The organism is Vibrio sp. 10N.247.311.12, from assembly GCF_041467515.1.
Taxonomy (GTDB): Bacteria; Pseudomonadota; Gammaproteobacteria; order Enterobacterales; family Vibrionaceae; genus Vibrio; species Vibrio crassostreae_C.
In genome coordinates, this window is sequence record NZ_JBFSUV010000059.1 from 1 (window position 1) to 22521 (window position 22521).

Below are 22521 nucleotides of genomic sequence, written 5' to 3' on the forward strand. Positions count from 1 at the left end.
ACAGCTCTGAAGGATCCTTCAACCGATCGCTTTGGCTTTAACTGATCGGCATTAGGCTATCGAGCCCGTCTTTTTGTTGGTGTTATCTGTTCGCTTAACTAAGCAGACTGAACTTAAGCGTCTGACTCAATCAAATACACTTCTTCACAGAAGCGAGACAAGCCTTTCTTAGCAATCTTCGGATGTTCATCGTTCGCTATATCTTGATTCAACAATGTAATTTTGTATCCTGCAAACAATTGAGCAATCTCTAACTTAGGTACGCTAAACGGAGGCCCCGCCATCTCGCTTTGATCATAATCCAGAGTCACCAGAAGGATCTTACCGCCCGGTTTCAGCAGTTGTTTTAAGCGCTCTACGTACTGCACTCGCATCTCTTCAGGCAATGCGACTAAAGACGCGCGATCATAAATGGTATCGACAGGTTGGATTGGCGCTGAAAAGTAATCGCCCGTGTAGATGTTCAGTTCATCGAATTGGTAGAGCTCGTGCTGACCGCTAATTTGAGTCACAGTCGGGGTATAAAGGTGCTCTGCAAAAAATGCGCGAACCGCAATCTGGCTTAACTCGACACCTTGAACATCTTCATGCTTTGAAGCTAGCCAAATCAGATCTTCACTTTTGCCACAAAGTGGAACAAACACACTCTTCTCGTAGCTAGGCTCAGTCTTTTCCCAAAATTTAATCAGAAGTGGGTTTACATCTTCGAGGTGGAAACCAATTTGGTTGGCTGCCCATTTATTGTGCCAAAATTCAGGATTATTCATCTTTCGTTCATGTTAAACAGTCATAATGCAAGGGTACAGTATAGAGAGGTAAGAGCAACCTTAGCTTGGTTTAAAGTACTAAATTGATTTCGATAAAATCAGAAACTGGCTAAGTTCAAAGTTCTGATAATTGCGGAACTAACGGTTGGGTTATTTGGCTATATCTTCACATTTTAAAGCAATATTAAACGTTAGAATTGGTTTCTGTCTTAGCTAGCCTCATTTAATATGTAGTGAAATTAGTTAAGCTGTTTTTACTCTTGTGCGTTACTGGTTACCCCTTTTGACTACCCGTTTTTTGTAACCTTGTATTTTGGAGTTTGAATGAGTGTATTTCTCCGTACGACGGCCCTAATGCTTTTGGTATTGAGCCGAGCGCCTGCATTCGCAGCAGCACCTGTTTCAACAAGTTCAACAGATCAAACGCGCACTCCTGCGCAAAACCAAGTATCTTCAAACGTATTCCGTCATAGTTTGAGCGGCCTTTACGGCATCAAAGCCTTCGACTCACGCCCGACTCAGCCTTACACCGACTTCGATATTTTGTACAGCAAAGCGCATCAAGGCCAAGCTGAACTAGAAACTATCTGTAAAAGTACTGCCCTACTCACCAATTCTGAAGCGCTATTTGCTGGCGTTAAATCTCAAGCTCGCGCAGAAGAAAAAATCGCCCTTGAGCTTGATGGTGATGTGACAAAAATTACCGACTTAGCCCGTGCAACTATCATCGCGAACGATGTAGAGAGCTTGGTTGAAGTTTACGAAGCGCTAAGCCGTGAAGCAGACGTTGTTAAGCTGAAAAATAAGTTTAAATCGCCGGCTGACTCTGGTTACCGTGACCTTAACTTGTTGGTTCGTTTGCCTAAAACCAACATCATTGCAGAGGTTCAACTTCACTTAAAAGCGATTGCTGACGTGAAAAGTGGTCCTGAGCACGAGCTGTACGAAATTATCCAAGGCATTGAGCGTCACGCAATTGCAGAACATCGCCCAATCAACGATATCGAAGCGGCACAAATCAATAGCCTACGACGCCAATCTTTAGAGCTTTACCAACAAGCATGGCAACCGTACATTACAACGCACATTAAAGCGGCTTAACACATAGATAGGCTATTCCAATAAACATCACAAGGGCTGCACTCGCAGCCCTTTTTAGTACTTGTTGAGTAGCCTCTCCACTTCCTATCCCAAATAATCAGATCGTTTAAATTTAGATCTCAGTCTCTTTTCTCCGTCGAACATTTCTGTTTCTATAGCGAATAAGCTTCTGACAAGAAAAGGAATTACGTCAATGCAGAATAACAAATCCATGCTTTCCATCGCGCTACTTGCTGCGTTTTCTGTACACGCTAGTGCTGACGAATGCGGAAAGATCACCATTGCAGACATGAACTGGAACTCGGCGAGCCTATTGCTCATGTCGACCAATTCATTTTGAATAACGGCTACGGCTGTGAAGCGGACTTAATCCCCCGGTGATAGCGTCCCTACGGGCACGTCAATGATCGAAAAAGGTCAACCTGATGTTGCGCCAGAGCTTTGGACTAATGGCATCAAAGAAGCGTTGGATAAGGGTGTTGCGGATAAGCGTCTACGTTACGCGGGCAAGTCTTTGGTCAACGGCGGTGAAGAAGGTTTCTGGGTACCAAACTACCTTGTTGAACAGTACCCAGAGCTTACAACCATTGAAGGTGTGATTAAAAACGCAAAGCTGTTTGAACACCCAGAAGATGATGAGAAGTTTGCGTTTTATAGCTGCCCTGCGGGTTGGACTTGTCAGATTACCTCCGGTCACCTGTTCGATGCGCTTAAGTTAGAAGATCACAATTTTGAAATGGTTGACCCCGGCTCAGGCGCCGCTTTAGCAGGTACGATAGCGAAAGCTTACGAACGCAAAAAAGCATGGTTTGGATATTACTGGTCGCCTACGCCTGTGCTAGGTAAGTATGAAATGGTGAAGGTTGATTTCGGAAGTGGTACTGACATTGAGGAATTCCGTAACTGTACGACACAACCTGATTGTGAATCTCCTAAAGTGACCATGTATCCACCAGCACCGGTTCACACAATCACCACAGAAGCCTTTGCTAATAACGAACCTCTTGCCTACCAATACTTTGAAAAGCGTGGTTTTACCAATAAACAAATGAGTGAGTTGCTGGCCTGGATGGAAGACAACCAAGCCGACGCCGAAGAAGCCATGTATTACTTTCTAGAAAGCTCACCACAGGTATGGAAGCCTTGGGTGTCTGAAGACATCGCAAGTAAGGTTCAACAAGCCCTTTAGAGTGAAGATTCAAAGTCAGAGGCCTAGCCTCTGTTTTCGCATCTAAAGCAAGTTCTTACCGGACAGTAAATAGATGGAGTTTGAGAAAGGTTACTAAAAATTAAAGAAATGCGTTTAGCTTAAACTCTATGCAGATACAAAAAGACCACGCTAGGCGTGGTCTATTGCTTGGCTACTTCTCGATTTTAATATTTTCGACACGGGCCTTTAGTTTTTGTCCCGGTCTAAAAGTAACAACACGTCGAGCAGAAATTGGAATGTCTTCACCTGTTTTCGGGTTACGACCAGGTCGCTCGTTTTTCTCGCGAAGATCAAAATTACCAAAACCAGACAGTTTTACCTGTTCGCCATTTTCGAGCGCTTTACGAACTTCTTCGAAAAACACTTCCACCGTTTCCTTGGCATCCCGCTTGCTGTATCCGAGTGTCTCAAACAGGTTCTCAGCCAAATCGGCCTTCGTGAGTGCCATAAAACTTTCCTCAAAGCTATGTTAAACATTGCTACCATCGCCAGTAGCGCCAAAGCATTTACCCTATTCAATCAATGAGATAAGGTCATTTACTAGGAAAGTGTATGCCAAGCTTCTGATTTTCGCCAACTTTTTTATCTTAACTATTTAATTATTCTTTCAAATCAGAAAGATAACTCGCTTCAAATTTCACATATATAGCTAAAAACCATCTACTCAACAGTAACGAAATGGCGTTATATTCCATACAAACAACCATTAATAGAATTTAAAACTTTAGCGAACTAAATAATAATTTTTGAGACTTTTCTCCGATACCCAATAAAATCAGCCACTTGATTTGATATGGGACTCAACAGAGGTTACTAAATAAGCGTTATTAAATATAAGATTTGTATCATTTCAGAATTTAATTCGAATTCACTTATAAAAGCCTATGTTCTTTTGAGGTTTTCGGTTACAAATTAACAGAGGATGGCTTGACGGAATCAGAACTCGATGAGTGTATCGAAATCAGAATAGAAATGATCGGTCTAGAAATAGACGATGATCTTGAGAGCCAGTTACTTGCGTGTATGGTTAGTTGATTGCTTAGTAAGTTGGTTATTTAAATAACTTCACTTCTTCGACATAGAATAAGACCTCACAAGTGCGAGGTCTTATTTGTCATTCAAAGCTGCTCATGCAATATCAGCTTTCTTCAATCATTTTTGTTCAGCAAGTGTTTGTGTCGCTTTGGTATTCGTTACATTCGCAGGTTTCACAATCAAACCAATTCCGACAAGAAACAGTATTGATGCAACAACCTGAGCCACAGACAGCACCTCATCATACATAAAGTAACCGCTAATCAATGCGAAGATAGGCACTAACAAGGTTAACGGCGCGGTCGTGCTTAAAGGGTATTGGATTAGCAGCTTATTCCATACCCAATAACCAAATAGCGTGGTTGGGTAAGCCTGAAACAGCACCGCAATCGTCGTGTTCCAATCCCATTGTTCGATGCCCTGCCAGATAATTTGGTCACCATGTAACATCACGGCAAATAACACTAATGGCACCGGAGCAAACAACATCCCCCAGACATTAAATGCAAATGCTTGAGTGGTTTTCGATGCCTTAACAATCACGCCCATCAAGGTCCAACTGCACGCCGCAATCATAATCAAGATCACGCCATTAACGGTGACATTACCCGTAGCTGCTGATACCAATACCGCCAACGCACACATGGCTAGCATCGCACCCAATAACTTACGAACGGAAGCACTCTCCTTGAACACCCACACGCCAACCGCCATGCCGATTAATACGTTGGTTGAAAGTAAGACCGATGAAAGCCCAGACGATAAACCAGCAGTGATCGACCATGAAGCCATCCCCCAAATACCCACACCGAACACAAAGCCATAACTGACTAAGTAGCGCCAAGCAACAGGCGATCAGCATGTCGACCGTGGTGAGCTGCTACCAAAAACTGGAATCACAAGGTTGGATTCATTCTCGACCGCAAGCGGGATATTTTGTTTCTCCTCATAAACCTGCTCACTCAACCCCAGAGTGGGCACAGTTTGAGAGTAAGGTGTCCAGCGTTAGGCAAACCTCATCGACTCACAACTCAATCAATGGGCCTTTAGGGGTTTCGAGCACCACTAATGATGAGCAGTCGATCGTTGAACTGGAACGAAGTTTTCGTCGCGCTATTAGGCGTATGAGCAACAGGCTTAACCATTACCCAGATACACAAGGTGAGCCGATTTTACGACAGGCATTATCCACTCATTTTGCCAAGCTCGATGTGCACTTTTCACCTGAAGAGATGGTGATTACGGCTGGCTGTATGTCTGCGATTAAGGCCGCACTTGAATCTTGCACTAAAGAAGGCGACACCATCGCTATTAGCTCGCCATGTTTTAACGGTATTCTGGAATTGCTCGGACAAATGTCGCGAAAAATCATCGAGATCCCATCGCTCGATGATGGTGTCGACTTGCAACAGCTAGAAGCGCATTTGAAAAATAAACAAGTCGATGCCGCGATCTTTTGTACCTCTCATATGAACCCTCAAGGGATCAACATGTCAGCCACTCAAAAGCAGAAACTGGCTGAATTAGCGAATCACTATCGAGTGCCGATCATTGAAGAAGATGATGTGTATCTGGAACTGTCCTACTCCTCACACACGCCGCTCCCCGCGAAATACTACGACAAAGGCGGTTTTGTCTTATGGTGTGGATCCGTATCGAAAAGTTTGTCACCGAGTTACCGTTTGGGATGGTGCTTGCCGGGCAGGTTTATCAACGAATACAAGGCTCAGTTCTCAGCTGCGAGCTACAGCGTTGCCCTGCCCAGTCAGCCTTTGCTCAGGGCATTACCGAGAAGAACATTGATATTAGGCTTGGACACCTGTTCAGCACTCTCGACCTTTACAGCAATTGCTTACGCATCAATATTGGGTATTCGTTAGAGGGTGGAGCCAAGCAGCAATTGGATGCCTTAATCGAGCTTATCCATATTCACAGCTAACAGCACGTAGCACGTAGCCTTTCAAAATCCGCTTTTTTAAATGCCTTCGAATGCCGAATTCTAATAGCCTTTTGTCATAAAAAAGAAGGCTATTATTCCTATCTTAATTCGGGTAAAGCCCCGAACCGTAAGGAAACCCACTCGCCTCAAAACCCTTAAATGCTGAGTTTGCAAGCACCCACAAAATTATGCAACTTGGCTAATGACACATCACTTTTTATCGTCAATATACAGCCGTCAGCGCTGGCGTTTTCCTGTATTTGAAGAGAACTATTATGAGTGATAAAACAAAAAACAAACCACTACCTTCCTTTATCGAAGAACGCTTGAACTTCTATATTCAAGACCTGATTACCCAGAACCAAAGCCAGAAGCATTTAGTATTGGGTAAACGCCCCCAGCGTAATTCCGTTGTGATGCAGAGCAATGATTACTTAGCGCTGTCACACAACAAACAGATCCAACAAGCCCATCAAGCGGCGATCTGTGAGCACGATGACAACGTGGTGATGTCTGCCATTTTCTTACAAGATGATCAGTCTAAACCTGCGTTCGAAACTGAGCTTGCGAACTATGTTGGAATGGAGAGCTGTTTGCTTTCTCAATCGGGCTGGGCGGCCAATATTGGGCTATTGCAAACCATCTGCCCACCGGGCACACCTGTGTATATTGATTTCCTTGCACACATGTCGCTATGGGAAGGGATTCGGGCTGCCGGCGCAGTTGCCCATCCGTTTATGCATAACAATATGAATCACCTACGCAAACAGTTAGAGCGCCACGGCTCAGGTGTCATTGTTGTCGACTCGGTTTACAGCACAATAGGCACCATTGCCCCACTGCGCGACATCTACGAAATGGCGCAAGAGTTTGATTGTGCGGTCGTCGTTGATGAATCCCATTCACTGGGTACACATGGAGAGAATGGTGCAGGCTTAGTGCAAGCATTGGGGCTCACCAACCAAGTCGACTTCATCACCGTTAGCTTGGCAAAAACCTTTGCTTATCGCGCCGGGGCAATCCTTGGCCCTAAACAACTGTCTAAAACCTTGCCGTTTGTGGCGTACCCTGCGATTTTTAGCTCAACAGTGTTACCACAAGAAGTGGTTCGTTTAGAGAAAACGTTGGAGGTGATCAAAGGTGCGGAAGACAAACGAGAAGCCTTATTCAATCGGGCAAAATCGCTGACTACGGGGCTAAAGCGAATTGGCTTTAATATCCGCAGTGAGTCTCAAATTGTAGCGCTAGAGTGCGGCAATGAAAGAAACACTGAACGTGTGCGTGACTTCCTAGAGCAGCGTGATGTGTTCGGTGCAGTATTCTGCCGCCCTGCGACTGGCAAGAACAAAAACATCATCCGTTTTTCAGTGAATGCCGACATGACGCCAAGAGACATTGACCATGTGCTCACGGTTTGTCACGAAGCGTACCATCACCCCGAGTTAGAGTTCGTGTAACCTTGTTCAAACCATATTTATAACCAACACCAACGGCAGGACTGAATGGACGCTATCATGTCGCGATACAAAAAGAGCCCAGCCATTCGCTGAGCTCTTTCTTGTATCTATGTCTACCCAATGGCCGTGAACTTCTGACTATTACATCCACTAAATCCAGTGAGCAATTTTATCGAATAGTCGGTTCTTGTCGGCAGGTTTCACGATAAAATCTGACATGCCTGATGATTCCATTTTTTCCAATGTCACAGGAGAACTGTCACCCGTGTGAGCAATAATTGGCACTGAAGAGTATGCTTTGTTAGCGCTTCGAATTCGACGAGAAGCTTCAACACCGTCCATGATTGGCATCTCGATATCCATCAGAATTAAATCAATATCATCGCTGTCCAACGCGTCTAAGGCTTGTTGCCCATCTTCTTTCTGCACGACATCAAAACCCTGCTTTTCCAATAACATCGCGGTAAATCGGCGCAGAGATTCGTTATCATCGACCACCATGATCGTGCGCTTATTGATAGCCTCTAACGGTTTTACAGAAACTGATGGCATCACATAGTTGGAGTCGAAAAGTAAGCGTTCGATGGTCGCCTTGGTATTCAGTAGCCAAACTTGTGTTTCCACCCAAATAGGTTCAAAAGCAACGTTTCGGACACGTTTAATTGGGTGATGTTCATACAAATAGATGATTCGAGCTTCAGTGAATGAAAGTAACGATTCAACCCTATCGAGGCAACTTGCTCTTAAATCCAAGCTCTCCATGTCAACGAATATCAAGTCGAATTCGAACTGGTATTCCTTATTTTTAAGCGCTGATGCTACATCCAACACCGTGAGCTCAAACCCCATAAAACGGGCTACCTCAGTCATTTTATTGGTGAGAACTTTCTGGTCACTCACCATTAGCACAGTCTTAAGTTTAGTCAGTTCATTCTTGATTTCTTTCACCGAATGGGAAGACAAAGACGGAAAAGTCATCGTGAACTGTGTCCATTGATCCACTTCAGACTGACATTTAATTTCACCACCAAACGAGCGCATTACCTTCTGACAAAATGGCAAACCTAAGCCGTAATTACCCGATTGGCCAGTAGTATAAAAGTCCTGAAAAATGCGTCGAATCACATCATTTGAGATGCCTGATCCGTTATCGGTAACCATTATTTGATTGGCCACTTCATCACTACACATGGTGACATGAATATGAAAATCTTCAGGGCTGCGATGGTGGAATGCGTTCTTGAACAAGTTATACATCACGTACTTCAACAAAGTGTCGCTACCCAAGAAATCAAAGTTACTCTGTACGTCTAAAGAGATTGCTGATTTATCAGCAGAGCGCTTGTAATTGAAACTGTCTATCGCATCCTCAACCACCGCTTGCGCTGAATGCTTCTTAAACGTAGATCGAGAGACTCGGTTTTCATCAATTGAAGTCAGTAACAGATCTATCGTTTCGTTACCGGAATGAATGATCTCCATCGCTTCATCGCCCACTTCACGCAACTGAATCACTTCTTCATTGCTTAACGCATATTGCCCTTTTTGATCGCCACTTTTAGGGTTCGGCAATATGGACTGCATGACATCAATAGAGGTAAGTAATCCGCTTAGAGGGTTTCGCATCTCATGGGCAATACCCGCACCAAAAGACTTCGCCAATGACACCTTGTTTTCATGTTCCACCTGATTGCGGAAGTAGAACAAGTTGCCGAATAAGTAGATAAACAAAAAGATTGGCACATGCGTCCAATCCATTGTGAGTTCGAGGTAGAAGCCTTGTGCAATCCAAGCGCACAAGGTAGCAATCCCAATACCGGCAAAGGTTTGTGCAAACATCACTCTCGTCACGTGCACCAATAAAATATGGAGGAAAATAGCCGACATGAATGACATAACCCAAACGTTGGACCAATTATTCATTAGCAGCATGTAGAAGAAGAAACCTGGCAAACAGATAGTTACGGCAACTTGATAATAAGCCGGAAGGTATTTTCGCCATTCAAATGGGACGCGATTGCGAAATATAATGCCAAAGAACAATACCGAGCAAAACAGGCGAAGCGCTAAGTTTTCGTAGGGTTGCGGGAACAAAAACTCCCACACAATGTAGTAAATTGGGAAGCCGACAAAGCCCATCCAACCCACGAGGGTTAAATTCGGTTCTGCGTACTGGTAAACTTTACGAATCGCGTTCATACGAAATACTTTGCTCTCTAAGCCCTGACGTTTATTAATTCTATGATTTGGTTTTTATACTTATATTTTGGCGCCGATTATATTACACATCACGTCCGAGCAGTGAGGTTTCAATCAAATATGTACCAACGCATTTGTTTTTATTATTAAGCGTAGATGAATGATGCACCCTGCTGACGCTTAAATTTAAGTACGAGTGCTTGGTTCAGGGATGGGCATGCGCGGTGTTCTTTTGATAACTGTGTTCAGCTTACCGCTATGTCACTGTTACTCGATGCATTTTTCTTGGAGTATCCCCGTAATCTATCACTGCGTAATGTTGCGTTATCCTGTTATCCCAGATCGCCATTGAGCCGTTGTCCCATTTGAAACGAACTTGAAACTCAGGGCGTCTCGCAATTTCAAACAGTTGGCTGAGTAAAACATCACTCTCTTTGCGGTCGAGTTCGTTGATATAACGAGTAAACTGTTCATTGATACAGAGCGTTTCTTTATCCGTTTCAGGATGAACTTGAACAACAGAGTGAACCACTGGCGGATTCTCCTGTGCTGTTTTAATCAAGGATTTGTGCCAATCGAGATCAATGTCTTCTGATTCTATACCTTCAAAGGCCACAAGCGAATGAGTCGCCGACAACCCTCTCAACTTAGCTTTCATATCTTCATGTAGAGATTCAAAAACCGCAGTCATAGAACACCAGATAGTGTCACCACCAATGCTTGGAATGTGTTGAGCATGCAACAGGGAAGCTTTCGACGGCAAGCTGCGCCACGTTAAGTCGGTATGCCAATAACTTTCCTTTGGCGCATTGCCACGGGTTGTTTCAATCACACTCACCTGTGGCGCACTTTCCACGCGAGGGAAGAAAGGATGTGCAGGTTCTAACGTTCCAAAGCGCTGTGCAATCATCAAGTGTTGTTCTGGAGACAAAGTCTGCCCGTCGAGAAAGATCACTTGATGGGCAATAAGTGCCTGATACACCTTATCTAGTTCATCAGCACTGCATGTAGAAAGCTCTAGTTCGTGAATACGAGCGCCGATGTGAGGAGTAATGGGTTCTATTTTCAACATACTTTCGCTTATTGGTGATATTGAGTTGCAGGGCGGATCTGGCTACTAGGCTAATCTGACTACTAACTGTAAACCGGGTAAATGCTGATTTTCTTTCTCACTTGAAATAGAAAGTCGTCTCTCCGAAACAAAAAAAGAGCTCCTAAGCTGGAGCTCTTTTCGTTTTTTGATACTTCCTGTATCCATAGACAAATCCAATCTGTAGTACTTTCACTGAAAGCCAGATCATCGATATCTCCAGTTGTGTATCACCAATAAATCTAGCATACAATCTTCAGACTGTTCTGGGACACAACCGAGATAATCAACTCTAGTGCCAAGCCATTTCGCCGCTTAGCACTTTCGCGCCAAGTTCTAAATCGCCTTCCGTAGCCTCAAATTTCGGGTAGGCTTTCTTCATGTAATCACTGATCTCGACCGATGTTGGATTACTTTTGCTCGCCAACGCTTTTTCAATATCAGCCACATAATCCTTCGTGAAGTGAACTGCATTTATTCCTGTTGGCATTTCACCTAAATAGTGACCCGGAATTACAACCTCTGGCTCTAGTGCTTTCATACGCTCCAACGATTGTGACCACTGGCTACGAATCTCTTTCGATGCAGTATCTGCCATCCATACATGCACACCGCTATACACCGACACGCCACCAAACACCGTTTTTTCAGACGGAACCCATAGGTAAGCTTGGTGTGTATTTATCTCTTTCACTTCGATGGTTTCACCTTCGATGCTTAATGTTGTGTCGTTCATCACCATTGGAACAATCACCTTAGAGGGCGCGTTGCCTTCTAATATAGGCCCCCAGTATTCAAGCTTTGCATCTTTGGTGCGTTTGATATGCGCGACAACGGCTTCACTGGCAACGACTTTAACGTTAGGAAATGCCGAAACTATCGGTTCCAAACCAAAGTAGTAATCTGGGTCGCCGCTGCTGATGTAAACCATCGATAATTTTTTGCCTGTGGCTTTGATTTGCTCCACCAAATTTTGTCCGTCTGCGACACTGAATTGTGCGTCAAATAGAATCACTTCTTTCTCACCCGAAACCAATACCGAGCTTGCAGGGAATATCGCGTTCTCACCGGGGTTATAGTGAGTGATGTTCAGATCCACAGCTAAAGCAACACTTGATGCCAGCACGGTTCCTAGGCTTATGGTTCCTAAAAGCATGCTTTTTAATAACAGGTTTTTGGATAACGTATTCATGGCTTTATTCCGATACTTGGAGTTGAACACCTGCCAACTCGTTGAATGTCCAAATATCTTATTTGATTGTTTTTAGATGAAATAGATATCAAATTGACTTTAACTATTGCAGTTTTCGGACATATACTGAGGTCGGTTTAATTCTCTAGGCAATAAAACAATGGATAAACTCGAAGCAATGAATGTCTTTGTCACCATAGTGGAACGTGGCAGTTTGAGCGCAGCGGCAGAGCACCTTGATCTCTCACGAACCAAGGTCACTCGTTATTTGGGTGAGTTAGAAACATGGATGGACACACGCTTGCTTCACAGAACAACACGAAGCTTGAGTTTAACCAGCGCAGGTAAAGAAACACTTGAGGTCGCCAGAGAACTTTTGGCACTGGAAACATCCCTAGCTGGGATCAGAAACCAAAACCGAGAGCATTTAAAAGGTCAGCTGCGTATTACTGCGAGCTACTCGATTGTCGATAGCTTCTTGATGGAATCAATTAGTCGCTTCATCGCCAAATGGCCAGAGGTTTCTATCGACATTATCTCGACTGATCAGACCGTCAACCTGGTTGAGTCACGCATCGATTTGGCCATTCGCATAACCAACGAACTGACGCCCAATATTGTCGCGAAGCAGATCGGTGAATGCCGCTCCGTGATTTGCGCATCGCCTCAATATCTAAAAGAGAAAGGCACACCCACAGAAGCCCAAGATCTAGCGCACCACAACTGTTTATCGTTCAGTTACTTTGGCAAAACCGCTTGGACGTTCAATGGCCCCAATGGGCTCGAATCGGTTCCGATTAAAGGGAATATCAGTGCAAACACCTCAGAGGTTCTGCTTTCTGCCACACTCAAAGGCAACGGTATCTGTTTACTGCCCTTCCCTTCAGTGGAAACCTTGATGCGTGATGGTCTATTAGTGCCACTGCTTTCTGAATGGCAACCTAAAACGCTCGGTGTTCATGCTATTTATGGAACGCGTAAACAAGTCACACCGCTGTTAAGAGCCTTTATCGACCATTTATCTGACGAGATGGAACAATCGACAAGTTGGTAGAAGTACGATGCCATCACTAAGGAGGAAAACTTGCCATTAGTAAAACTGATGCAGAATTAAAATCATTAATTTTACTTAACTGTCAGTTGCTTCTATCGTGACTGCATACATCATCAATTAGCTTATTAACGCAGGGAAACTGACTATGACTGCCATTACCGATTTAGACATTTTGTTAAAGTCCATGTCACCAGAACTCATTGAAGGCAACTATGTTTTCTGTACTGTCGACGGAGCGTTAACAGACTATGTTCAGCTCAATCCAATCTCAACTTTTCGTGAGAAAGAAGGTTTAACGCTGGTTCTGGAAGAAGACGTTGCGACCAAAGCTCAGCTAAACTTCGATGGTGTGTTTAGCCTGATTACATTGTCGGTACATTCCAGTCTTGAAGCGGTTGGATTAACAGCAGCCTTTGCCACCAAGCTTGGTTCTTACGGCATTAGCGCCAACGTGATTGCTGGCTTTTATCACGACCATATCTTCGTTCAGAAAGACAAAGCTGAAGCCGCAATGAGTGCGCTTAGAGAATTTTCAGAAGCGGATTAGTAAAGAATTCGATTGTTCACAGACACAAAAAAAGCGACGTAATCTACGTCGCTTTGGCTTATTGCTTAACGTGCACTCACTGATCAGGCATCAGTGAGCGAACCAGTTAAGCAAGCTTAAAAGTCGCCACTTTGTCACTTAAGCCAGCGGCTTGGCTCTTAAGTTCGTTCGACTCAGTTAAGCTGTCCTGTGCGCCCACAACTAAGTGGTCGGTAACATCTTTAATGGTCGTCACGTTCTGGGTAATTTCACCCGTCACATGTGTTTGCTCTTCAGCAGCCGTCGCGATTTGAGTCGCCATATCGCTGATCAAAGCAACTGCAGTATTGATCTCTTCAAGCGCATGCGAAGCTCGATCGGCATCTTCTACTGAATGTATTGCCAACTTAGAACTGCTCTCCATCAGCTCAACCGCTTGCGCCGTTGTACGCTGCAGGATATCAATTGTTGATTTGATCTCTTCCGTTGAAGAGTGGGTACGCTGTGAAAGCACACGTACTTCATCCGCTACCACAGCAAATCCACGACCTTGTTCACCAGCACGAGCCGCTTCAATCGCTGCATTCAAAGCAAGTAAGTTGGTTTGTTCTGCAATGCCTTGAATCGTTGCGAGTACAGTCGAGATCTCTTGAGCATGCTTGTTAAGTTCGCTAATCACACTACCCGCTTCATTAACTTCATTGGCTAGGTTATTGATTGAACCTTTGGTATCCACAACCAGAGCGTGACCACTGTTAGTGCTTGTCGCTGAATCTTGCGCCGCTTTTGCTGTTTGCTCGGCATGCGATGCTATCTCTTGCGTGGCGCTCGCCATTTCAGTTACGGCCGTCGCGACCATAGTGATTTCTTGCTGCTGATGATTAAGCTCATCCACCGAACGGTTCGCACGCTGAGCACTTTGCTCTGACTGGCTGTTTAGCTGTTCTGACTGCCCACGGATATGGCCAATCAACTGCTGTAAGCTTCCAACAAAGGTATTGAAGTTATGAGCCAACTCGCCCACTTCATCTTGGTTTTCAACATCAATGCGTTGAGTTAAATCACCACTACCATTCGCGATTTGCGCCAGTGCTTGAGAAACGTGGTTCAACGGGCGGAATAGAATCGTACACAACAGGTTAAACAGTATGGTACATACGATCACCACAAGTAGCGTCACCAACACTTGACCAATCACTGCATCAAATAGTGGCGCAACCAGAGAGTCATGGTTAACAACGCTCACAGTAATCAGGCTCGTTCCATCAATCGCACGTGCGTACAGAACATAGTCGCTGCCATTCAACTCGATAGAAGTGTCTTTACCGCTAGTCAGCGCCTTTTGTACGTCCGCAAAATCTAACCCAAGTGAGCTGATATTTTTGTTCAGTAACTTGGTGTCAGGGTGCGTATAAACCGTGCCTTTATTGGTCGCGATGAACATGTAACCTTCACCCGGAAGAATCACTTGCTCTAGGCTATTAAGAATGTCGGTAATTTCAACATCCGCGCCTAACACAACCTGTTGACCATGTAATTGCATGGCAGTACCCAGCGACACAACATTCGCCCCAGTTGCAGCTGCAACCGTTGGATTATCCATGAACACCTTACTAGGGTTTGCTACCGCGTTGGTGTACCAACCCCATAGACGTGGGTCATCATTGCCCGGCGGCAATACCACTCCGTTTGCGTTCTTTTGCGAACCGTCTGGAAACGCCAAGAAGACATTATCAAAAGAGGCTGAATCACGAACCTGTTTTAGGTGAGTCACCAAGCTTTCTTGTTTGGATTCTTTCGAAAGAGAAGTAAGCGCACGCTCTTTGGATAAGATCCAATCCGATACATATTGATTGTAAGAAGCCGATGCGCCTTCTAAACGCTGTTCAACTTCTGTATCCAACCTTTGCAATGAAGCACGAAAAGACAATGCCTCGACCAAGATCCCCCCCAGGATAATGGCCATACTGGCTGAAATCGCCAGTTTATTTTTAAGCGAGAGTTTCTTGAACATAGGAAACCTATAATGTGGAAGTAAAAAACCGTGGCGAACAAATTGGTTGCCAAAGAGGTTTGCAAGCGGGATATATTTTACGCTTTAAAATAAATTAAGAAACCGATGAGGAACTGAAATATTGATATATGTGAGTAAGTGCACGCATCGTAACGCATTGATTTAGAGAATGGTAAACTCTAAATTTTGAATTAATGTGCTAAACATGGTCAGCTGATGAGTGTCTCTGTTTGAGAATAATAACGGCACAGATCGCGCCATGCCGTTAGCTCATTAGGAAGGTATTTAAATGAGTTGAACGTCTGAATAGAAACAGGTTGCGAACTAAATAGTCAAAAGTTGATCAACCAAAGTCCAACGTTAACAGCAATCGTGTTTCGTCAGATGAAGTGACTGGTGAACGGTGAACAAGGCCTCTATTCTCATTGCCACTCCAACGCTCCCCTTTTAATAACGCAACATCACCACTGGCCATTTTCTGGATGTCAGATTCGTCGTTGTACAGGCCTGAAACAGAATCAGGCTTTCCGTTAGCCCCTAGCCCTAGCTTAGAACGGTCGACTAAGTCGTTTGGCAACCATTGAGTCGCAACACCATGATAAGTTGTCACCAAGCGGCAAGGCACTTGATCAAAATGGAAACGTGGACACATCGCTTTATTCAGAACGGCTAAACGTAACCCGACTTCTTCAAGCTCAAACAAACAACAGAACATATCCACCAGCTCTGCCATGTTTTCTAACAGCGCTTTAGAGGCGGTGCCATCGGTGGCAAATTCCAACTTATCGAAAGCATTTTCAGGTGACACGCTAACAGACTTACTAAAGTTTGGATTCAAGGCGATAAATTCACTAATTGCCGTCGTTAAGCCTTCATCAAACTGTCGCTGCCATACCGCTATATTAATATCACTTTGGTAGATTTCCGCTAATACCGTTGGCTGCTCAGAAGCACTCAAGCTTGGCTTGTGATTTGCCTTATCCTGAATACTCACAGCTGAACTAATGTTGAGTGGCTGGCTGCTATTGGTAGCCAAAGGCTTGGTTAACACGGCATTCATTACGTCGTCTCCTTGATACATGCTCATCGCTTCCCTTTTACCAACAGAATAATTATTCTTGGCAAGAGTGATTTTGGTTATGTTATAACATAACCAAAAATAAACAAGTCACTTCGTCGATCATGATTCCAGTAATACAGCGACGCTCTTCTTTTCCTGCGGTAATTTTTCGAATGCTGAACTAAGCTTCTCTCAATCACTCTTTCCAAAAAGTCATTTTAAAAACGTACGACTCAAGAACGTAAACCTGTGAATTCATCAATCTGGTGACAACTTATGAAAAAACTAATCTCTACATTCGGCCTCCTATGCACCGTTATCTCCGCTCAATCTTTCGCGGAGTCGGGCTACACATTAGATCCGAAGTTATCGAACATCACATTCGCGACCATTAAAAAGCAGTTTGTTGTCGAGCCCGCATCCATCAAACCTATGTCTGGAGGACTTACCGAAGAGGGTCAGTTTTCAATAGTATTGGACTTGAAAAGCGTGAGCACCGGAGTCGCTATTCGTGACCAGAGACTGAATGAACTCTACTTTGAATCGATGACTTTTCCTGAAGTGAAGATCTCTGGGAAGGTTGAACCGTCGATGCTATCTGGTGATCCAAAAAGAACAACAGTAGCAGCGGAAGTTACTTTACACGGCGTAACCAAAACGATCGATTTCCCAGTTGTGGTGGTTCCATCCTCAGGGTTTGTCATGGTTAGCTCAGCTTCGACAATCATCGTCAACGGCGCTGATTTTGGGATATCGACAGAGAATCTAAACAAACTTTCAGCGACCGTGGGTGGATTAGCGATTTCCGACCAAATCCCTTTAAGCTTTAACCTACTTTTCGACCAATAATGGACTTATAACTATTCCTTTCTATTCTCCCTCATTTCACATTCATCAATCGTTTAAGAGCGGTGAATGTGAGTAAGAGTACGCGACAACGCAATAAACTGAATTAGGTTTGAATAAACTAAACCAAAATTTCCACTCGATTTCCCCAAGTCGGCCAGATAAACATCCCTCACAAAGTATTAAATTGAGCGTTATATAGGCTCAGAGATGTCGTTGATGTCACATGTCGTTACACAGCATGACGCCTTAAGGCTTTACATCTTGGGCGAGGTAAACAACAATCCCTGAGAACAAATCCATAACATAATGTATTTAGAAATTATGAGTAACACAGAAAACAAAAAATCGAGTCCTCTTTTCGAAGTCGTGTTTAACGTCTTTCTTCCTTCATTCATTTTAATGAAGTTCAGTGGAGATGAGCTTCTCGGAACAGGCTTAGCATTACTTGTCGCACTAGCCTTCCCTATTGCTTACGGTGGCATGGAGTTGATCCGCAACAAGAAGTTCAACTTCATAGCGGCGCTTGGCTTCGTCAGCGTGCTATTAACGGGCGGTATTGGTTTCTTTGAGCTAGACACTCGTTGGTTAGCACTAAAAGAAGCATTAATCCCTGGTCTAATTGGTTTGGCGGTTCTTGGCTCAACCTTCACCCGCTACCCGTTTATCCAGAAAGTTATCTTCACACCGGCCCTGTTAAATATCTCTCTTATTGAAGAGCGCCTAAAGCAGTTCGGTAACCAAGCAAAGTTTGATCGTTGTCTAATGACATCCAACTACCTATTCGCGAGTACTTTCGCATTTTCTTCAGCTATGAACTACTTCCTAGCGACTTGGATTGTGACTAGCCCTGCTGGCACCGCTGCCTTTAATGAAGAACTTGGCAAGCTGACACTTTACAGCTACCCAGCAATCGCCATCCCAAGCATGCTGATGATGTTAGGTATTTTCTACTACATTTGGCGTCAAGTTCGCACGATGACATCACTAGAAACAGAACAAATTTTTATTACTAAATAGTTCTGAATTAACAAATCGCTCTGACAGCACAACATGAAGCCCAGCAATTAAGCTGGGCTTCTTTGTTTTTACTCTTTCGTTATCAACGTGATAGATGACAGCTTCGATTTGGATTATGAATCGAACGGGCAACCCTAATGCTCTTTTCTCAAGTAAATTTGGGCAACATGTCTATAAACCAATAATAATCAATGAATTGCATTGATTGAACCGACAGATGCTTTTATAGTCAATTCTGTTGGTTACTTTACAAAGCTCTACCCGCTCACTGACATTATTTCAATTGCTGTTGATAAGATCGCATAAGCTAGGTGCTAAAGGTAGACGCTAGCCGTACTCAATAAGGAATATAGATTATGAACAAATCTCAATTAGTTGAACACATCGCGACTTCTGCAGACATCTCAAAAGACCAAGCAGGCACAGCACTAAATGCGCTAGTTGAAGGTATCTCTACTTCGCTTGCGAACGGTGATGACGTATCGATCCTTGGATTTGGTAGCTTTAAAGTTAACTCTCGAGCTGCTCGCACTGGTCGTAACCCGCGAACCGGAGAAGAGATTCAGATTGCCGCATCAAAGACGCCAGCATTTAAAGCGGGCAAGGCACTAAAAGAGACGTGCAACCTGTAACACAAAAAACACAAGGAAGATTACGATGACGACTAAGGAAAAAGCGAAAACGAGCCGAAGCAAAAAAGCAGGCAAGTCGACTAAAGCGCAAGCCGAAACGCCTAAGACTCGTCAACGCATTGAAGAGCTTCTCGAAGAGCGTGAACTGGCTAAACTGTTAGAACTTTAGTTTATATAAGAACTAAAGTTTAGGTTTAAGCAAGGTGATAGTTTGTTATCGTTCTAATGCCACTGCAGATTTGTAGTGGCATTTTTGATTTAGGAGCAAGCGCCTCTAATAAATAACATTGATACCCCTCCCCACTAAAGCGACAAACACATCTGTCCAAAATCTGAACGCTAAGTAACTGATTGAGTTACATAGCTATACATATCCATACTTACCCAAATCACCTTTTTCACTATCATCATTTTCTTGTTATTGGTGAGATTATTGGAAGGGTTCATGACACGACTATGTTCGGGCAATCCTTCTTCTTTGAGGTGATTATGAATGTCGTTCGCATGGGGATTGAAGCAAATACCCATAAAAATAAGGGTAAGTACAAAGCGATAGTTAAGTTTACTATTCGAGCCCTGTTTTATTATTCAGCTACTCGAAAAATGAGTAATAATTTCAACTCTGAAGAGAGAAAGTTATTATTTATCAAGCAACCCAACTTCCTTTCTAAATTTGTGACTCCCTACTTATGTACTGGCTTTAGCAATAAAGAAAAGATCGATATCTTATCCAAACACTACGACTGGTTTGAAAACACCTTCGCAACAGAAGCTAGACACCAAATCTATAACGAAAGGCTCAATCTTTTAAAACTTGAGATAGATGACAACGTTTATCTGGTTAATCTCAGCTTCGAAAGAAACGCGAGAAAAGAAGGTGAACTGACAATTTCATTGACCAACTCTCAACTCGAAAAAATGTATACCATTTCATTTACTGTTTTCGACAACAACATCTACATCGGCGGTATACAGGGTGGCGCCAATGACAATGGATTTAGCCGCACATTCACCAAAGCTTTTTACGGTTTAAGACCTAAATCCTTCATGGTAGAAACACTACGACTGCTCGCTATTAACTTGGGTATCGACAATATCTATGCGGTAAAAGAGTCTGGTCATGTCTCGAACTCATTACGCTACGGTAAGAAAAACAAAGACATCAGCCTTAAATACGACAGTCTGTGGGAAGAGCACGATGGACAGGTGCATGATAACTATTTCTATCGTCTCCCGACAAACCCGAACAGGAAAGATCTTGAAGCTCTAAAACGTCAAAAGCGTAAGTTGTATCGCGAGCGTTATGCCTGGCTAGATCTGTATGAACAAGATCTGAAGAACGTAATCAGTCAGCACATCCATGATCCTGTTCATTATGCTCATGACAGTTAATTTGGCTAACCTGTACTCGACTCGCTAACGCGTATTACCTTTACTAGCGTGCTTTAGTCTAATCACAGCCCTTGGACCAAACGCTCAATCCCGAGGTGATAGCTTTAAAATAAATATTAGACAATGCTAATTTACATCTTTATAGTATCTAGGTATTTCGAAAACTACTCAATCGCCGGCGACCAGCCAGTACTGATCATTAAGAAGATACAAGCTCTATGCTCGGCAATTTGTATAGTTAAACTTAGAGACAGTAATAGGTAAACGTATGACTAAAATTGTAATCATCGGTGGCGTAGCTGGAGGTGCTTCAGCTGCTGCACGCGCTCGTCGTCTTAGTGAAGAAGCCGAAATCATAATGTTTGAACGAGGACCATTCGTCTCTTTTGCCAACTGTGGATTGCCATACCACATAGGTGGCGATATCGAGGATAGAAGCAAGCTTCTGTTACAAACACCTGAAAGCTTCTTAGCTCGCTTCAACGTTGACGCACGAGTGATGAACGAAGTTACCTCTATTGATCGCACCAATAAAACCGTTACAGTCAAAAATCTTGTTGATGGTAATCACTACAGCGAGAGTTACGACTTCTTATTACTCAGCCCTGGAGCCGGTGCCGTCGTTCCTCCCATCTCAGGAATCGATAACCCCCTCACCCATTCACTACGCAATATTCCAGATATGGATCGCATCATCGAAACAATCCAAATGAATAAACCTGAGCACGCGACAGTTGTTGGCGGTGGCTTTATCGGCTTGGAAATGATGGAAGCGTTTCATCAGCTTGGGATCAAGACTTCGTTGATTGAGATGGCTGACCAAGTAATGACGCCAGTAGACCGGGAAATGGCCGGCTTTGCCCATGCGGAGATTCGTGACAAAGGCATCGACCTAAAACTCGGCGTCGCGCTTGAGTCTGTGAAATATATACCTAACGAACACATCGCAAGTTTTGATTCAGGCGAGAGCGAGAAGCACCAACACATAGAGGGTGAATTAGAATTAACACTTAATAATGGCGAGTCATTAACTACTGATATCTTAATCATGGCTATCGGTGTGCGTCCTGAGACTAAGTTAGCAAAAGAAGCAGGACTTCAAATTGGCGAACTAGGTGGTATCTACACCAATGAAATGATGCAGACTAGCGATCCTAGCATCTACGCTGTGGGTGATGTGGTCGAAGAAAAAGACTTTGTCACAGGTGCACAAACTCTAGTTCCGCTTGCTGGCCCTGCTAACCGTCAAGGTCGTATGGCTGCCGACAACATGCTCGGACGCAGTGAAACTTATCAAGGTACACAAGGCACGGCTATCTGTAAGATTTTTGACCTAGCCGTTGCCTCAACAGGGAAAAACGAAAAACAGTTGAAGCGTGAAGGCGTCGACTATGAAAAAGTCTATGTGCATACCGCAAGCCACGCTAGCTACTATCCTGGCGCTGAGATTGTCTCGTTCAAGATGTTATTCGCCCCTAAGACAGGGAAAATACTAGGTGCGCAAGCCGTCGGTAAAGATGGCGTTGATAAACGCATTGATGTTATGGCAGTAGCTCAACGTGCAGGTATGACCGTTGATCAGCTTCAACACCTTGAATTAACCTATGCACCACCTTACGGGAGTGCCAAGGACGTGATTAACCAAGCCGCATTTGTTGCCAACAATATTATTAAAGGTGACGCGACACCTATTCATTTCGATGAGATTGCAACATTAAGCGACAACCAACTCCTACTCGATGTTCGTAACCCTGGCGAACTAGAAAATGGTGGCTTTATTGAAGGCGCAATCAACATTCCTGTCGACCAACTGCGTCACCGCATGGACGAACTATCAAAAGACAAAGAGATTGTAATCTACTGCCAAGTCGGGTTACGTGGTAACGTGGCTTATCGCCAACTCGTCAACAACGGCTTTAAAGCACGCAACTTAATCGGTGGTTATAGAACACTCATGTATGCAAAAGCTTAAGGATTAATACTTAGT

Annotated in this window: 17 protein-coding genes and 4 pseudogenes; 13 read left to right on the forward strand and 8 right to left on the reverse strand. The window is 43.9% G+C overall.

Annotated elements, in window-relative coordinates; translation table 11 throughout:
• Positions 1 to 113 precede the first annotated feature (113 nt).
• Positions 114 to 767: a thiopurine S-methyltransferase gene (locus AB6E30_RS20280; RefSeq protein WP_017065505.1), complete on the reverse strand. Its 654-nt coding sequence runs from the start codon at positions 765 to 767 to the stop codon at positions 114 to 116.
• 324 nt (positions 768 to 1091) lie between these two features.
• Here AB6E30_RS20280 and AB6E30_RS20285 point away from each other — a divergent pair, with 324 nt between their 5' ends.
• Together AB6E30_RS20285 and AB6E30_RS20290 are read left to right on the forward strand one after the other, a co-directional pair.
• Complete coding sequence (locus AB6E30_RS20285) at positions 1092 to 1868, forward strand: RelA/SpoT domain-containing protein (protein WP_017059130.1); 777 nt, start codon at positions 1092 to 1094, stop codon at positions 1866 to 1868.
• Positions 1869 to 2061: 193 nt separating this feature from the next.
• A pseudogene (locus AB6E30_RS20290) lies at positions 2062 to 3057 on the forward strand (ABC transporter substrate-binding protein).
• Positions 3058 to 3229: 172 nt separating this feature from the next.
• On the opposite strand, the gene ihfA reads toward AB6E30_RS20290, so the two are convergent.
• On the reverse strand, positions 3230 to 3526 hold the full coding sequence (gene ihfA, locus AB6E30_RS20295; protein WP_004734853.1) for an integration host factor subunit alpha: 297 nt from the start codon (positions 3524 to 3526) through the stop codon (positions 3230 to 3232).
• A gap of 449 nt (positions 3527 to 3975) precedes the next feature.
• Between ihfA and AB6E30_RS20300 the strand changes: the two are divergent.
• Positions 3976 to 4113 (forward strand): annotated as a pseudogene (locus AB6E30_RS20300) (GTP-binding protein); the annotation flags it as partial.
• A 117-nt stretch (positions 4114 to 4230) separates the two neighbouring features.
• Here AB6E30_RS20300 and AB6E30_RS20305 read toward each other — a convergent pair.
• Positions 4231 to 4962 (reverse strand): annotated as a pseudogene (locus AB6E30_RS20305) (DMT family transporter); the annotation flags it as partial.
• Here AB6E30_RS20305 and AB6E30_RS20310 point away from each other — a divergent pair.
• Together AB6E30_RS20310 and cqsA are read left to right on the forward strand one after the other, a co-directional pair.
• Positions 4953 to 6052: pseudogene (locus AB6E30_RS20310) on the forward strand (PLP-dependent aminotransferase family protein); the annotation flags it as partial. The pseudogenes AB6E30_RS20305 and AB6E30_RS20310 overlap by 10 nt on opposite strands.
• Positions 6053 to 6327: 275 nt before the next feature.
• Positions 6328 to 7509: an alpha-hydroxyketone-type quorum-sensing autoinducer synthase gene (gene cqsA / locus AB6E30_RS20315; RefSeq protein ID WP_372105025.1), complete on the forward strand. Its 1182-nt coding sequence runs from the start codon at positions 6328 to 6330 to the stop codon at positions 7507 to 7509.
• 150 nt (positions 7510 to 7659) lie between these two features.
• Here cqsA and AB6E30_RS20320 read toward each other — a convergent pair whose 3' ends face one another.
• The 3 genes from AB6E30_RS20320 to AB6E30_RS20330 all read right to left on the reverse strand — a co-directional run bounded on the left by AB6E30_RS20320 (position 7660) and on the right by AB6E30_RS20330 (position 11990).
• Positions 7660 to 9708: a response regulator gene (locus AB6E30_RS20320; protein WP_136982157.1), complete on the reverse strand. Its 2049-nt coding sequence runs from the start codon at positions 9706 to 9708 to the stop codon at positions 7660 to 7662.
• A gap of 256 nt (positions 9709 to 9964) precedes the next feature.
• Positions 9965 to 10780, reverse strand: a complete 816-nt coding sequence (locus AB6E30_RS20325) for a TauD/TfdA family dioxygenase (RefSeq protein WP_136982156.1) — start codon at positions 10778 to 10780, stop codon at positions 9965 to 9967.
• 310 nt (positions 10781 to 11090) lie between these two features.
• Positions 11091 to 11990, reverse strand: a complete 900-nt coding sequence (locus AB6E30_RS20330; protein WP_102393121.1) for a Vmh family MBL fold metallo-hydrolase — start codon at positions 11988 to 11990, stop codon at positions 11091 to 11093.
• Between the two features lie 160 nt (positions 11991 to 12150).
• On the opposite strand from AB6E30_RS20330, the gene AB6E30_RS20335 reads away from it, so the two are divergent.
• The gene (locus AB6E30_RS20335) at positions 12151 to 13044 is read left to right on the forward strand and encodes a LysR family transcriptional regulator (RefSeq protein ID WP_017059121.1); all 894 of its coding nucleotides are present in this window, start codon (positions 12151 to 12153) and stop codon (positions 13042 to 13044) included.
• A gap of 145 nt (positions 13045 to 13189) precedes the next feature.
• Complete coding sequence (locus AB6E30_RS20340) at positions 13190 to 13591, forward strand: ACT domain-containing protein (protein WP_136982154.1); 402 nt, start codon at positions 13190 to 13192, stop codon at positions 13589 to 13591.
• A 106-nt stretch (positions 13592 to 13697) separates the two neighbouring features.
• On the opposite strand, the gene AB6E30_RS20345 is transcribed toward AB6E30_RS20340, so the two are convergent.
• Both AB6E30_RS20345 and AB6E30_RS20350 read right to left on the reverse strand, forming a co-directional pair.
• A complete protein-coding gene (locus AB6E30_RS20345; RefSeq protein WP_372105027.1) occupies positions 13698 to 15584 on the reverse strand; it encodes a methyl-accepting chemotaxis protein in 1887 nt (628 codons plus the stop codon).
• 343 nt (positions 15585 to 15927) lie between these two features.
• A complete protein-coding gene (locus AB6E30_RS20350; protein ID WP_171733679.1) occupies positions 15928 to 16644 on the reverse strand; it encodes a DUF1826 domain-containing protein in 717 nt (238 codons plus the stop codon).
• A 276-nt stretch (positions 16645 to 16920) separates the two neighbouring features.
• Here AB6E30_RS20350 and AB6E30_RS20355 point away from each other — a divergent pair, with 276 nt between their 5' ends.
• The 6 genes from AB6E30_RS20355 to AB6E30_RS20380 all read left to right on the forward strand — a co-directional run bounded on the left by AB6E30_RS20355 (position 16921) and on the right by AB6E30_RS20380 (position 22506).
• Entirely contained in the window at positions 16921 to 17493 is a 573-nt protein-coding gene (locus AB6E30_RS20355) for a YceI family protein (protein ID WP_017069838.1), read from the forward strand.
• A 321-nt stretch (positions 17494 to 17814) separates the two neighbouring features.
• Positions 17815 to 18510 carry a VC0807 family protein gene (locus AB6E30_RS20360; RefSeq protein ID WP_017065484.1) on the forward strand — a complete coding sequence of 232 codons (696 nt, stop codon included), beginning with the start codon at positions 17815 to 17817 and terminating at the stop codon, positions 18508 to 18510.
• Positions 18511 to 18866: 356 nt separating this feature from the next.
• Positions 18867 to 19142 (forward strand): HU family DNA-binding protein, encoded by a 276-nt coding sequence (locus tag AB6E30_RS20365; protein WP_017059113.1) that lies wholly within the window; start codon positions 18867 to 18869, stop codon positions 19140 to 19142.
• Between the two features lie 25 nt (positions 19143 to 19167).
• On the forward strand, positions 19168 to 19311 hold the full coding sequence (locus AB6E30_RS20370) for a hypothetical protein (RefSeq protein WP_017059112.1): 144 nt from the start codon (positions 19168 to 19170) through the stop codon (positions 19309 to 19311).
• A 320-nt stretch (positions 19312 to 19631) separates the two neighbouring features.
• Complete coding sequence (locus AB6E30_RS20375; protein ID WP_133151375.1) at positions 19632 to 20534, forward strand: VirK/YbjX family protein; 903 nt, start codon at positions 19632 to 19634, stop codon at positions 20532 to 20534.
• Positions 20535 to 20802: 268 nt separating this feature from the next.
• Complete coding sequence (locus AB6E30_RS20380) at positions 20803 to 22506, forward strand: FAD-dependent oxidoreductase (RefSeq protein WP_372105029.1); 1704 nt, start codon at positions 20803 to 20805, stop codon at positions 22504 to 22506.
• Positions 22507 to 22521: the final 15 nt, after the last annotated feature.